This is a genomic window from Amycolatopsis sp. NBC_00355 (genome assembly GCF_036104975.1).
Lineage (GTDB): Bacteria > Actinomycetota > Actinomycetes > Mycobacteriales > Pseudonocardiaceae > Amycolatopsis.
This window is the reverse complement of sequence record NZ_CP107982.1, coordinates 4,603,764-4,617,035: the sequence shown is the minus strand read 5'-3', so window position 1 is coordinate 4,617,035 and position 13,272 is coordinate 4,603,764. Positions and strand designations below refer to the sequence as shown.

Below are 13,272 nucleotides of genomic sequence, written 5' to 3'. Positions count from 1 at the left end.
GCCTGTCAGCGGTACCGGCGGTAGCCCAGGGGAACACCGGCGTAGCCGATAGCGTCGTGCCGCACCCCAGTATTGTGGTTCAACGCTTGGACCACCTCGTCGTTGCCGACGTAGATCGCAACGTGGCTGGGTGAGGGGCCGTAGTAGAAGACCAGGTCTCCGGGCTGCAGGTCCGCGCGGCCAATGGACCATCCGAGTGTGTACTGCGACTGGCTGGAGTGCGGCAGGCTGACGCTGCCGGCCGAGTAAGCCGTCTTGGTCAGACCGGAGCAGTCGAACGAGTTCGGTCCCTCGGCACCGTAGACGTAGGCTTTGCCGACCTGCGCGCGGGCGTAGGCAACCGCGGCAGCGGCAGCCATCTTGTTGACACCGCCGCCCGTATAGGTCGACCAGAACGGCCCGACGCCTCCTGCAGCGACGACGTTCCCGTCGTTCTGCATGACGAGCGTGCCCCCGCCGGTCGAACGGCTCCGGCTGGCCCACGCCACACTCCGGTCCGACCGGTAGACCACGAGGTTGCCGTCACCCTGATTGGCCAAGTACGCGCCTGGGTTACCGTTGGTGTAGGTCGCCCACAGAGCACCCTGCGGGCCGTAGAGCACCAGGTTGCCGTCGGTCTGCATGCTGAGCCGGTACGTCCCGTTGGCTGACTGCAGCCAGTCACCCGACGCTAGGTTCGCGACGCCGATCCGGTCGCCCACCTGGTTCGCTGACGCCGGCAACGCCGGAGTCGCCAGCATCGCCAGTGTGACGACCAGTGTCGCCACCGTCCGTAACAACAAGATCAGTCGACTTCGTGATTTCACCATTGATCTTCTCTCTATTCGCGTCATGTCGATGGCGAGCAACCGCCAAACGACAATTTCGCCAGATGCTTGTCCGGCAACTACGAATGGCGTGATCGCTCATCCGCTTTGTTTTCTAGCCTGTGAACGTTTCACGTAACGTTTCTTGGCGGCGGAGCGACCTGGAACGTGGAGACCAGCATGAGGAGGGGTCGTGGGAAACGCCAACGGTTCTCAGCGTTCGCCACGTCCTCTGGCGGCGCTCTCGGCAAGACTCCCTTCGGCCAGATCCGCGCTGGCGCAGGAGCTTCGGAGAGGCCGTGACATCGCCAACGTGAGCCTCAGCGCGCTCGCGAAGGCGACCTTCTCCTCGAAGGCATCGATTAGCCGCTGGCTCAGCGGCACCACACTCCCGAGTCGCGATCAGGCAAAACGGTGGGCCGAGCACTGCGGCACTGACTCTGCAGAAATGCTGCGGCTATGGGACGTGGCTGCAGCTGTCGACACAACATCAACCAGCGCCGTATCAGTTGTTGGAGACGGCGGCTCAACTGCCGACGCCGGCACCCCAACCGTCGTTGACGACAGTGCGGCCAAGCCGCAAACGGGACGTCAATCGCGACGTCGGCGATGGATCACGCTCGGCGCGGTGATGGTGCTGACGCTCGCTGGCGTCGTTGTCACGACCTTGCTGAGCACAGCCGAAAGTGCCTGCACGGCGGCGTTCCCACTCGAACTGGAGATGCCGGGTACGACCGGCGCCACTTTCGGGGTCACGATCAAGGCCGACTGCGACGGCGCGCTCGAGCGCAGCTACTACCTCGTCGAAGAGCTACCTGACGTCGATCCGCGTAACCCTCACCCAGCCTTCTATTTGAAGGGCGAGTTCGGTGCCCTCACCGCGGGCAGCAGCACCTCGATGCAGCTGTTGATCAGAGAACCTGTGGACACCCAGGCCATGTTCTTCGTTATCAGCGTCGACAGTGCCGGCAAACGCGCCCTCGGGCAGAACCACGTGGAAGATGACGGCCTGCTCGAACTGCCCGTCGGCCACAGACAAGAGTCAGCGATGGTCTGGCACCGGAAAGGTTGGGAATAGGATTCTGCGTGGAGTCTTGTCCTGGTGTAACCCACTAGACCACAGGTAGCCCAGAGCTCTCAGCGGTTCGCTGTTCCGGGCACAGTCGCGCGCAGGGCGGCGCCGCGCCGGGTCCGTTGCTGGAGCGCATCAGTATCGGACGTTCGCTTCCGGGGAAGGTGACGGACGACGACCTGATCGCGGTCGAGTTCTCTCGCTCTTGGTCGTACTGGCTGTTCGTGTATTCCATCGGGCTGACGCCGGTGCTCATCGGAGCCAGGTTTTACGTGCGCACTCGTCGGCGTGGCGCCGTGGCGAAGAGTGACAACGCCTCTGCGATGGAGCTCGCCGCCGCGCTGATCGCGCTGCTCGCATTGCGGCAGGTCTTCGTGCCCGCTGAAATCTCCGGTCTCACCCGCCTCGACCTTCTACTGGAATCCAGTTGCTTTCCGTGTGCTGCCTGATGGCGATCACCTATGTGCACGAGCCCCCGTCCGTCGTCACCAGGGCAGACACGCCCACTCCGCGGCCCCAGGCGCCGACACCGCCGAAAAGGTCACGCGGCGTCGAGCGGAAGGCATCCGAACGACTCCGCAGGTGCCTGACGGAGCCGTCCCTCGCCGCTGGCGACCGCGGCGACGTCCACTCCGTGCGGGACGGAACCGCGGAGTCCAAAAGCACCGTGGAACCGGCGAGAAGCAGAGCAGCACGGACTGATCCAGGGAAATCGTCTTGACAAAGCGGATGCCTGTGACCTCCGCTGACCGCGCAGGGCGGCCTGGGTCTTGAGGTGTGTGAGTGGCGCTGAAGTCGGTCGTCGCAGCTTGGCTCCGACTTCCGATGCGCCAAGGGCGAATGACCTCCGTCGACGACGAGGTGGCTTCTCCTCGCCGGGGGCAGGACCGACCACTTCCTGCGTTCGATTCACGTCGAGCCTGGGCATCTTATTCGCTCTGGAAATCCATGTCTCGTGTCGGTGGATGATGCGGAGGTCGTTTTGGTGTCAACTGGTTTCAGTCGTCCTATCGCGACGGTACTCGGGTTCGTAGGTTCTCTTCCCCTCCAGTCAGTGGATTGCGTGGTGGCGCGTCCGGTCTCAGGTCTTGCGGCCGTAAATGATGTGGTGGCCGGGATAAGTCACTTGTGGACGGCCGTGCAACCTGCTCTGCGGTCCCAAGGAACCACCTGGCTGTTGCTCACAGATCGACGAGACGTCTCGCGTTCTCTGAAGGGCTTGGCCTGGAAGGTTGCGCTCGAGCTACAGCACCAAGACTGGTTCCTGCGCAACGCGATGATCGCGTGCGAGCCCACGAATCCACGCGGTCACGAGACGGGATTCTTGCTGACAAGGCAAATTCACTACTTCTTTCACTTGCGCGCGATGAAACAGACCTACGGGAAGAACCCCGGTGATGTTGTTTTGCCGGCGGGGGAGAGCCTCGTGGCCAGGTGTATCGCAGCAGGGTGCGCTGCCGGCGGAGTCGTCTTGAATCCGTTCGGCGATCCGGAGGTGACAGTCTCCGCTCAGTTGCACGGTTGTCGCGTTGTGGAGCCCGCAGTTGGAATTGAGGTGGCTGTGTGAAGGTGAGTTACGACGACGGTCAGATTGCGCTCTACGACGGTGACGCTGTCAATGTGGTGCGGAATTTGCCGGTCGCGTCCGCGGACTGTGTGGTGACGTCGCCGCCGAACTGGGGCCTGCGCGACTACGGGGTGGCGGGCCAGTGGGGCGCCGAGCCTTCCGTCGACGACTACGTCGCCCGGCTTGCCGAGTTGTTCGACGAACTGGCCGTGGTGCTTGCTCCGCGGGGCACGGTGTGGCTCAACCTCGGTGACAGCTACGGCGGTTCGTGGGGTCATTACGTCGCTGCCGGGTCGGAGTCGCGCACGGCGAGGCAACGCTCCCAGACGCCGTATGGGACTCTGCGTCCGCCGCAGGCGTCGTACCGGCCGAAGGATCTGGTCGGAGTGCCGTGGCGGGTCGTGCTGGCGCTGTTGGACCGCGGTTGGCTGTTGGAGCGCGAGATTATCTGGCACAAGCCGTACGCGCGGCCCGAGAGCGTCCGAGACCGGTTCGCGCATCAGTACGAGAACATCTTCGTGCTGGCCCGAGACCAGCGAGACCGGTGCGAGACCGGCGAGACGTCGGTATGGAGCGTCTCGTCGGACCGCGGACGGGTGGGTCACCCGGCGAAGGGAACGCTGGAGATCGCGCGTCGCTGTGTGCGGCGGGGGTGCCGTCCTGGCGGGACGGTTCTCGATCCGTTCTCTGGCGGCGGGACCACCGGGATCGCCGCGCGAGAGCATCGGTGCCGGTACATCGGTGTCGACCTCAATCCGGCATGCCATGAGCTGGCCCTGCAGCGGCGGGGACTGAGTAATGACTGTTGAGCTGAGCCACGCCATGTCGCTGGCGGAGGTGGCGGCCTTGCCGGCGGTGGTGGACCTCATGACGGCCGCGCAGGCCTTGAGAATCAAGCGGACCACGGCCTACGCACTTGCCCGCAGTGGCTCCTTTCCTTGCCCTGTTCTGCGGGTGGGTGGGTCGTATCGGGTGCCGACGTCGGGGTTGTTGCGGTTGCTGGGGCTTGCCACCTGATCAGGTGATCTTTCCCGGGCTCGGGCTTCCCCGAGTGGTGGTCGCAGCGCGAGTATTCGGGCTGGAGAAAGCCCTTGGTGGGTGCTTGACGAACGAGAGGTGAGGTGTCCTCAGTGGCCAATGGCTCAGTGTTCCGGCGGTGTTCGTGCCGGGACGGGAACAGGAAGTCGCTCGGTGATACGTGTCCGAGGCTGTCGAACAAGCGGCATGGGCAGTGGTATTTCCGGATCGAGTTGCCGAAGGACGAGCGGGGGAACCGGCGGCCGCGGCGGCGCGGTGGGTATGAGTCGGCGACGGAGGCTCAGAAAGGTCTCGACCGGGTGGGAGACCTGCTCGGGATCGCCGAGCCGGACGACGACGAGACGTTGGGGAAGATCGGGGACCTGCTGGCGAGACTGATCTCGGATCAGCGGCCATTGCCCGAGATCGACGCAGTTCGCCGTCTCGTCAAGGCCGGCGCTCCAGTGCTGGAGCATCCGGTGATGGATGCGGTGTTCGACGCGTTCCTGGCGTTGAAGAATCGCACTGTCAGCCGGAACATGTACCGCTCCTACGAGTCGCACGTCCGTCTCTACTTGCGGCCGCATCTGGGTCGGGTTCGGCGTGACCGGTTGCGGGTGGGGCATTTGGAAGCGATGTTCGAGGCGATCGTGGAGCGTAACGAGGTGATCGCCGAGTTCCGGGCCAGCGGTGACCGGCGCAAGATCGCGGCGGTGAAGTGGCAGCGTCCGGTCGGGCCGGCGTCGTTGCACCGGAGCAAAGAGACTTTGCGGGCGATCTTGCGGCCGGCGGTGGATGAGGGCTTGCTGACCCACAACGTGGCGAAATTGGTCAAGCTGCCTGCGGCGGAGCGGCCGAAGCCGAAGTTGTGGCCGCCGGAGCGGGTGGCGCTGTGGCAGCGGACCGGCAAGGTGCCGTATCCGGTGATGGTGTGGACCAAGGAGCAGACCGGAGCGTTCCTCGACTTCGTCGTCAACCACCCGCTCTACCCACTGTTCCACTCGATCGCCCACACCGGCCTCCGTCGGGGCGAAGGGTGTGGTCAGCGTCGCTCGGACACCCATCTCGACGTGGGTGCGATCGAGGTGACGAACCAGATCGTGCAGTACGGATGGGAGACCGGCCAGAGCAAGCCGAAGACGCCTCGTCGGAGGGCACGGTCGCCATCGACCCGAACACGGTCCTGGTACTGCGGGTGCAGCTGGCCCGCCAGGACGAGGCCAAAGCGCGCTTGGGCAACGATTGGATCGAGAACGACTTGGTGTTCACCCGGCCGGACGACAGCCCGCTGCACCCGGCTGACGTGGCGGACGAGTTCGCTCGGCTGATCACGCTCGCCGGCTTGCCCCCGATCACCCTGCATGGCCTTCGCCACGGTGCGGCGACGCCGGCGCTGGAAGCGGGGGTGGACATCAAGGTGATCCAGCATATGCTCCGGCACTCGTCGATCAAGGTGACGATGGATCTCTACACGAACGTCGGCAAGGAAGTGGCTGACGATGCGGCCCTGAAGCTGGCCGGGGTGATCCCGAGGAGGGCGTTGTACCCGGCGAGCGCTCTCGGGCTCCCTCGGGCTCCCCACCGACCACAGTGGACAGTCCGCAACCGGACGGAAAGTTTCCGGAAATCACAAATCCCCAGGCCGAAGAGATCTTCGACCTGGGGAGTGAGGGTGCGCCATCAGGGACTCGAACCCCGAACCCGCTGGTTAAGAGCCAGCTGCTCTGCCAATTGAGCTAATGGCGCCGGTGTCTGCCGGAGGTTTCCCTCGGCGACGTGGAAAAGATTAGCACCGGCTTCGCGGCCCGTTTCAAGGGGGGTCACTTACGCGGGTTCGGGCGTTCCCGCCCCGGTGTCCGGGCTGGTCGGGCACACTGGAGGCGGACATCGACGACGAAACAGGCGGGTGGCATGAGGCGTTCGAGCGGCATGGGGGCGCGGCTGCTGGTGGCCGCGGGGGTGATCGGCCTCACGATGGCCGGGTGCAGTGGCAGTCCTTCGGGTGAATCGCCGCAGGTGACGTCGTCCGCGCCCGCGCCGAAACCGTTGCTGAAGGCCGCCGCGCTCACGCTCACGCCGGCCAAGGACGCCAAGGACGTCGCGCCCGGTGAGCCCGTGACCGTCGCCGTCGCCGACGGGAAGGTCGGGGACGTGACGCTGACCGGGGCCGACGGGAAGCCTGTCGCCGGGAAGCCGCGGGCGGACGGCGCCGGGTGGGACTCCGCCGAGCCGCTCGGGTACGGCAAGGCCTACAAGCTGACCGCGACGGCGACCGGGACCGACGGGAAGCCGGTCACCGCGGAGTCGAGCTTCACCACCGTCAAGCCCGCCCGTCAGCTCGGCGTCTCGGTGAACCTCGTCGAGGGCGAGACCGTCGGTGTCGGGCTGCCATTGATCTTCACCTTCACCGGCAACGTCGCCGACAAGGCCGCGGCCGAAAAGGCGCTCAAGGTCACCGCCGAGCCGCCCACCGAGGGCGCGTTCCGCTGGTCCGGCGACAAGCAGGTGACCTGGCGGCCGAAGGACTACTGGAAGAGCGGCACGAAGATCAAGGTCGACGCCGCCGTCTACGGCAAGCCGCTCGGCAACGGCAGCTACGGCCGTGAGGACAAGACGATCACCGGCGCCGTCGGCGACAAGCTCGTCGCGGTCGCCGACGGTGGCACCCACCAGATGACCGTCTCGGTCAACGACCAGGTGGTCAAGACCATGCCGACGTCCATGGGCAAGCCGGGTCACACCACGCCCGCCGGGAACTACACGGTCATGAGTGAGCACAACGGCTACACGATGGACTCCGGCACCTACGGCGTCCCCGAGGACACGCCCGGCGGCTACCGCACCTTCGTCCAGTACGCCGTGCGCCTGTCCTACAGCGGCATCTTCTACCACTCCGCGCCGTGGTCGGTCCGGCAGCAGGGCCACAGCAACGTCAGCCACGGCTGCCTGAACCTGTCCACCGAGAACACGAAGTGGCTGATGGACACCTCCAAGAAGGGCGACGTCGTCACCGTCCAGAACAGCGGCGGCCCGAAGCTCGAGCCGACCGACGGCTGGAGCGTCTGGCAGCTGTCCTGGGACGAGTGGCGGACCGCCGCGAACTAGCGGTTGTCGTACGCCTCGCGGGCGGCGTCGATGTGAGGCAGGTGCTCGATGCTCCACGCCAGCAGCGGCGCGGTGGCTTCGCGCAGCGTGCGGCCCATCGGCGTCAGCTCGTAGCTGACGTTCGGGGGCATGACGGCGAGGACCGTGCGGGTCAGGATCCCGTCGCGTTCGAGGTCGCGCAGGGTCACGGTGAGCATCCGCTGGCTGATGCCGTCGACGGACCGCTTGAGCTCGGTGAAGCGCCGCGGCCCGTCCTTGAGCATGCGCACGACCAGCAGCGCCCACTTGTCCCCGACGATGCCGAGGACTTGGCGGGCCTTGCACGGGTCCTCCATGGTTACCTCCTGGGAACCGGGGCACCAATTAGTGCCGTATTGCCCGGTGCGCGTCGAGTGGATCACGATGGTCTCGGTTACCAAAGGGTACCGAGGCACGAGGAGGAACCGCTCGCCCATGACGACATTTCTGCTGGTACACGGCGCTTGGCACAGCGGGCGCAGCTGGGACCGCGTGGTTCCGCTGCTGGAGGCGGCCGGGCACCGGGTGTTCGCGCCGTCCCTGACCGGCTACGGCGACAAGGCGCACCTGCTGGGGCCCGAGGTCGGGCTCGAAACCCACGTCGACGACGTCGTCGGCCTGATCGAGCAGGAGCGTCTCGACGACGTCGTGCTCGTCGGCCACAGCTACGCCGGGCTGGTCATCTCGTCCGTGGCCAACCGCGTCCCGGAGCGGATCGCGCACCTGGTCTACCTCGACGCGATGGTGCCGGAAGACGGCGAGACGGCGGTCGACGTGATGCCGATGAGCAAGCAGCTCGTCGATCTCGCCGTCGACGGCTGGCGTGTGCCGCCGCTGCCGGAGCTGCCCCCGCCGCTCGGCCTGTTCGGAGTCACCGATCCCGACGACGTCGCCTGGCTGCGTTCGATGCTCTCGGACCAGCCGGTGCGGTGCCTGACGGAGTCGGTGAGGCTGGACAACCCGGCGGTGAAAGCGATCCCGCGCACGCACATCCACTGCGTCGCCGGGCGGCCGGAAGGCATCACCCGGCGGCCCGTCCCGCCCGGCGAACGGGTCCGGGAGCTGCCGACCGGCCACGACTGCATGATCACCATGCCCGCCGAGCTGACCGGCCTGCTGCTCGAGGTGGCCTAGCCCTTCGCCGAGTCGCGGACGAGTTCCCGCGCCTCGGCCTCGGTCTCGACCGCGGGACCCGAACCCCACAGCGGCTTGTTCGCCGTCTCGCGGCTGAAGTACACCGCGACGGCGCCGACCGCGCCGGCCGCCATCAGGTACCAGGCCGGCCAGAAGTCGTGGCCGGTCGAGGAGATCAGGGCCTGCATGACCAGCGGCGTCGTGCCGCCGAAGAGCGACACGGAGATGTTGAACGCGATGGACAGCGCGCCGTAGCGGATCGCCGTCGGGAACAGCGCAGGCAGCGCCGCGGGCATCGAGACCTCGAAGCAGAGCAGCAGCAGGCCCAGGCCCATCAGGCCGAGGAACGTGAGCACGAGGCCGCCGTCGTGCACCAGCAGCATCAACGGCCACGACAGCACGAGGTAGCCGAGGCAGCCGGCCATCATCACGGGCTTGCGGCCGACCTTGTCGGTGATCCGGCCGCCGACCAGGATGATCAGCATCATCACGACCATCACGACGATGATCAGCAGCAGGCCGTGCGTGGCGTCGAGGTGCAGCTGCTCGGACAGGTACGTCGGCATGTACGACAGCAGCATGTAGTCGGTGACGTTGAACACGAGCACCAGGCCGACGCAGATCAGCAGCGCGGGCCAGTAGTCGGTGAACATCTTCCAGAACGGCTCGCCGGAGCGGCCGCGCTTCTCGGCCTCTTCGGCGTGCTTCTGGAACGCCGGGGTCTCTTCGAGCTTGAGGCGCATGTAGAGGCCGATGATGCCGAGCGGCCCGGCGACCAGGAACGGGATCCGCCAGCCCCAGTCGATCAGCGTCTCGTGCGGGACCCACGTCTTCATGGCGGTGACGACGGTCGCGCCGAGCACGTACCCGGACAGCGTGCCGAATTCGAGCCAGGAGCCCATGAAGCCGCGGCGTTTGTCGGGGGAGTACTCGGCGATGAACGTCGTCGCGCCGCCGTATTCGCCGCCGGTGGAGAAGCCCTGCACCATCCGCGCGAGCACGAGCAGGATCGGTGACCACACGCCGATCGAGGTGTACGACGGGATCAGCCCGATGCACAGGGTCCCGATCGCCATCATGATCATGGTGACGGCGAGGACCTTCTGCCGCCCGATCCGGTCGCCGAGGGGCCCGAACACGAGCCCTCCGAGCGGCCGCATGAGGAACGCGGCGGTGAAGGCCCCGAAGGTCCCGATCAGCCGCACCCCGGGGGCGACACTGGTGGGGAAGAACACCTCGGAGATGGTGTCGGCGATGTAGGCGTAGACGCCGAAGTCGAACCACTCCATGGCATTGCCCAGGGCGGCGGCCCCCACGGCCCGCTTGAGCAACGACTGGTCGACGACGGTGATGTCCTCGTACCGCAGCTTTTTCTTCCGCAACTTAGGTCGTGAAATTCCCACGACATCACGGTGCACCCAGCAGGCAACTCCCGCACGCTGAGCCATCCGGTCGTGAGCACTACCACCAACGGGTGAATCAAAGAGCAGACCGACGCACCCAAGCCGCCGCACTCAAGCCGACCACACGGGATGGGGGTCCGGGGGCATCCCCCGGCGGGGGTGTGGGGGTTCGACCCCCACAAGAAAAGGCAAAACCCCGGCTCGGGGAGGTCCCGCAGGGACCGACCAAACCGGGGTGACGGGGTGAGCGACGGGTTTCGAACCCGCGACCTCCTGGACCACAACCAGGTGCTCTACCAGCTGAGCTACGCCCACCATCTGAGGCAACCGCGTGCGATCACCTCGATGTCGTAATCGTAGCGGGTGCCCGCGCGTGGTTTTCCGGGGGGTTACCCCTGGTGCTGTTCCTGCACTTCAGCGGCGACGGCTTTGGCTTCGTCGCTGCTGGGGCCGGGTTGGGCGACGAAGGCGACGCGCCGGTAGTAGTCGAGTTCGCCGATGGATTCCTTGATGTCGGCGAGGGCGCGGTGGGCGAGGCCCTTTTCCGGCTTGGCGTAGTAGATGCGCGGGTACCAGCGGCGGACGAGTTCCTTGACGGAGGAGACGTCGACGAGGCGGTAGTGGAGGTGCGCGTCGAGGGCCGGCATGTCGCGGGTGATGTAGCCGCGATCGGTGGCGATCGAGTTGCCGGCCAGTGGTGCCGTGCCGGGCTCCGGGATGTACTCGCGGATGTACTCGAGGACGCGGCGCTCGGCTTCTTCGAGGCTCACCGTGGAGCGGCGCACTTCTTCGGTGAGGCCGGAGTGGGCGTGCATCTCGCGGACGATCTCGGGCATGCCGGCGAGTTTTTCCTCGTCGGCGTGGATGACGATGTCCACGCCCTCGCCGAGCACGTTGAGCTCCGCGTCGGTCACGAGGGCGGCGATTTCGATCAACGCGTCCTTGCCGAGGTCGAGCCCCGTCATCTCGCAGTCGATCCAGACTAGGCGGTCGGTCACCTGGTGACCCTAACCCGACACGGGGACAAGAGGTGCGTTACCTGCACGTACGGCGCGTTTACGCTCGCGAGGCCGCCACCGGTGTGGTGCAGGACACAAATCGGGGAGTCGCGAGTGACGGAGCAGGGGACGCCGGCGGGCGAGATCGCCGCTGGTTATGCGAGTGAGGGTGCCGCGCTGGAGCTGGGCGCGGTGGTGATCGACGGCCAGGCGGACGCGGGTGCCGCCGTGCGCCTGCCGTTGGCGACACTGAACCGGCACGGGCTGGTCGCGGGAGCGACCGGGACGGGCAAGACGAAGACGTTGCAGCTGGTGGCGGAGCAGTTGTCGGCGGCCGGGGTGCCGGTGGTGCTCGCGGACGTCAAGGGCGATCTGTCGGGCCTCGCGGCCGCTGGTGAGGCGAACGACAAGGTGTCGAAGCGCTCGCAGGAGCTCGGTGACGACTGGGCGGGCACGGCGTTCCCGGTGCAGTTCCTGTCGCTGGGGACCGGCGGGAAGGGCTCGCCGATCCGCGCGACGATCACGAGTTTCGGGCCGGTGCTGCTGTCGAAGGTGCTGGGGCTGAACGAGACGCAGGAGTCGACGCTCGGCCTGATCTTCCACTGGGCCGACCAGCGTGGGCTGGCGTTGCTGGACACGAAGGACCTCCGGTCGGTCATCACGCACCTGACCGGCGACGAGGGCAAGGCGGACCTCAAGGGCATCGGCGGCGTCTCGGCCGCGACGGCCGGGGTGATCCTGCGCGCGCTGTCCAACCTGGAGGCGCAGGGTGGTGAGGACTTCTTCGGCGAACCCGAGCTGGACGTCCACGACCTGATGCGCGCACGCGACGGCAAGGGCGTCGTCACGCTGCTGGAGCTGGACAACCTGCAGGCGAAGCCCGCGTTGTTCTCGACGTTCCTGATGTGGCTGCTGGCCGAGCTGTTCGAGGAGCTGCCGGAGGAGGGCGATCTCGACCAGCCGAAGCTGGTCTTCTTCTTCGACGAGGCGCACCTGCTCTTCAACGGCGCGTCGAAGGCGTTCCTCGAGCGCATCGAGCAGACCGTGAAGCTGATCCGGTCGAAGGGTGTCGGCGTGTTCTTCTGCACGCAGCTGCCCACCGACATCCCGAACAACGTGCTTTCGCAGCTGGGCGCGCGGATCCAGCACGCGCTGCGGGCGTTCACGCCGGACGACCAGGCGGCGCTGGCCAAGACGGTGAAGACCTACCCGAAGACGAAGTTCTACGAGCTCGACACGGCGTTGACGTCGCTGGGCATCGGCGAGGCGATCGTCACGGTGCTGTCGGAGCGGGGCGCGCCGACGCCGGTGGCGTGGACGCGGCTGCGGGCGCCGCGGTCGAAGATGGGCTCGATCGGCGCGGACGCCGTCGCCGCTTCGGTCGCTTCGTCGGACCTGCACGCGAAGTACGCCGAGACGATCGACCGGGAGTCGGCCTACGAGAAGCTGGCCGCGAAGGTCGCCGCGCCCGCCCCCGACGCGCCCGCGCCCGAGGCGGCACCCGCACCTGCGCCCAAGGAGAAGGACGACCCCGGGTTCATCGAGTCGGCGATGAAGAACCCGGCCGTGAAGTCGTTCATGCGGTCCGCGGCCAGTGCGCTGGGCCGGGAGATCACGCGCGGGCTGTTCGGCAACCGGAGGCGCTGAGAAAACCTGACGCGACCTGTCAGGTATCGCTGCCAAGCTGGCGTTCATCACCGACGAACAGGGGAAACCAGCCATGACCAGCACCGCCACCGCGTCGTTCGTCCTCGACCAGTGGGAGCCGCAGGCGACCGATGAGGCCGCGGGCACGGAGTTCGCCCGGGTGGCGATCGCCAAGACGTTCACCGGCGCGGTCGAGGGGACCAGCACGGTCGAGATGCTGACGGCGTCCAACGCGACTTCGCGCGCGTACGTCGCCTTCGAGCGTCTCGCCGTCTCGGTCGACGGCCGCAAGGGCGCGTTCGTCCTGCACCACACGGCCGACGACACCGGCCTGACGCTGAAGATCCTCACCGGCTCCGGCTCGGGTGAGCTGAGCGGGATCTCCGGCACGGCGAGCATCGAGATGGACGCGGAGCAGAACCACACCTTCACGCTCACTTACGAGCTGTAGACAGCACGAAGGCCGTTTCGAGAGCCCCCGATTGACTCTCGAAACGGCCTTCGC

13 protein-coding genes, 2 tRNA genes and 1 pseudogene are annotated in these 13,272 nt (G+C 66.7%); 10 read left to right on the top strand and 6 right to left on the bottom strand.

The features are described 5' to 3' along the window. Positions 1–5 precede the first annotated feature (5 nt). Entirely contained in the window at positions 6–848 is an 843-nt protein-coding gene (locus tag OHS18_RS20305; protein ID WP_328618095.1) for an NlpC/P60 family protein, read from the bottom strand. A gap of 151 nt (positions 849–999) precedes the next feature. On the opposite strand from OHS18_RS20305, the gene OHS18_RS20300 reads away from it, so the two are divergent. The 6 genes and pseudogenes from OHS18_RS20300 to OHS18_RS48575 all read left to right on the top strand — a co-directional run. Beyond that, a complete protein-coding gene (locus tag OHS18_RS20300; RefSeq protein WP_328618094.1) occupies positions 1,000–1,884 on the top strand; it encodes a helix-turn-helix domain-containing protein in 885 nt (294 codons plus the stop codon). A gap of 158 nt (positions 1,885–2,042) precedes the next feature. Continuing rightward, positions 2,043–2,327: a hypothetical protein gene (locus OHS18_RS20295; RefSeq protein ID WP_328618093.1), complete on the top strand. Its 285-nt coding sequence runs from the start codon at positions 2,043–2,045 to the stop codon at positions 2,325–2,327. Positions 2,328–3,441: 1,114 nt separating this feature from the next. Then, on the top strand, positions 3,442–4,254 hold the full coding sequence (locus OHS18_RS20290; RefSeq protein WP_328618092.1) for a DNA-methyltransferase: 813 nt from the start codon (positions 3,442–3,444) through the stop codon (positions 4,252–4,254). Further along, complete coding sequence (locus tag OHS18_RS20285) at positions 4,244–4,462, top strand: helix-turn-helix domain-containing protein (protein WP_328618091.1); 219 nt, start codon at positions 4,244–4,246, stop codon at positions 4,460–4,462. The genes OHS18_RS20290 and OHS18_RS20285 overlap by 11 nt, the downstream gene beginning before the upstream one ends. A 320-nt stretch (positions 4,463–4,782) precedes the next feature. Further along, positions 4,783–5,790 carry a hypothetical protein gene (locus tag OHS18_RS20280; RefSeq protein ID WP_328618090.1) on the top strand — a complete coding sequence of 336 codons (1,008 nt, stop codon included), beginning with the start codon at positions 4,783–4,785 and terminating at the stop codon, positions 5,788–5,790. Next, positions 5,724–5,885: pseudogene (locus OHS18_RS48575) on the top strand (tyrosine-type recombinase/integrase); the annotation flags it as partial. The gene OHS18_RS20280 and the pseudogene OHS18_RS48575, both read left to right, overlap by 67 nt. Positions 5,886–6,135: 250 nt before the next feature. On the opposite strand, the gene OHS18_RS20275 reads toward OHS18_RS48575, so the two are convergent. Next, positions 6,136–6,208: transfer RNA gene (locus OHS18_RS20275), tRNA-Lys, on the bottom strand. Between the two features lie 165 nt (positions 6,209–6,373). Between OHS18_RS20275 and OHS18_RS20270 the strand changes: the two genes are divergently transcribed. Continuing rightward, a complete protein-coding gene (locus OHS18_RS20270; RefSeq protein WP_328618089.1) occupies positions 6,374–7,567 on the top strand; it encodes a L,D-transpeptidase in 1,194 nt (397 codons plus the stop codon). Here OHS18_RS20270 and OHS18_RS20265 read toward each other — a convergent pair. After that, the gene (locus tag OHS18_RS20265; protein ID WP_328450279.1) at positions 7,564–7,902 is read right to left on the bottom strand and encodes a winged helix-turn-helix transcriptional regulator; all 339 of its coding nucleotides are present in this window, start codon (positions 7,900–7,902) and stop codon (positions 7,564–7,566) included. The genes OHS18_RS20270 and OHS18_RS20265 overlap by 4 nt on opposite strands. Positions 7,903–8,020: 118 nt before the next feature. On the opposite strand from OHS18_RS20265, the gene OHS18_RS20260 reads away from it, so the two are divergent. Then, on the top strand, positions 8,021–8,719 hold the full coding sequence (locus tag OHS18_RS20260) for an alpha/beta fold hydrolase (protein WP_328618088.1): 699 nt from the start codon (positions 8,021–8,023) through the stop codon (positions 8,717–8,719). On the opposite strand, the gene proP is transcribed toward OHS18_RS20260, so the two are convergent. The 3 genes from proP to orn all read right to left on the bottom strand — a co-directional run bounded on the left by proP (position 8,716) and on the right by orn (position 11,120). Next, complete coding sequence (gene proP / locus OHS18_RS20255) at positions 8,716–10,167, bottom strand: glycine betaine/L-proline transporter ProP (RefSeq protein WP_328618087.1); 1,452 nt, start codon at positions 10,165–10,167, stop codon at positions 8,716–8,718. The genes OHS18_RS20260 and proP overlap by 4 nt on opposite strands. A 197-nt stretch (positions 10,168–10,364) precedes the next feature. Further along, positions 10,365–10,437, bottom strand: a tRNA-His gene (locus OHS18_RS20250). 74 nt (positions 10,438–10,511) lie between these two features. Next, on the bottom strand, positions 10,512–11,120 hold the full coding sequence (gene orn / locus OHS18_RS20245; RefSeq protein ID WP_328450285.1) for an oligoribonuclease: 609 nt from the start codon (positions 11,118–11,120) through the stop codon (positions 10,512–10,514). A 114-nt stretch (positions 11,121–11,234) separates the two neighbouring features. Between orn and OHS18_RS20240 the strand changes: the two genes are divergently transcribed. Next, entirely contained in the window at positions 11,235–12,767 is a 1,533-nt protein-coding gene (locus OHS18_RS20240) for a helicase HerA-like domain-containing protein (protein WP_328618086.1), read from the top strand. Positions 12,768–12,840: 73 nt separating this feature from the next. Beyond that, positions 12,841–13,218 carry a DUF3224 domain-containing protein gene (locus OHS18_RS20235; protein WP_328450289.1) on the top strand — a complete coding sequence of 126 codons (378 nt, stop codon included), beginning with the start codon at positions 12,841–12,843 and terminating at the stop codon, positions 13,216–13,218. Positions 13,219–13,272 lie beyond the last annotated feature (54 nt).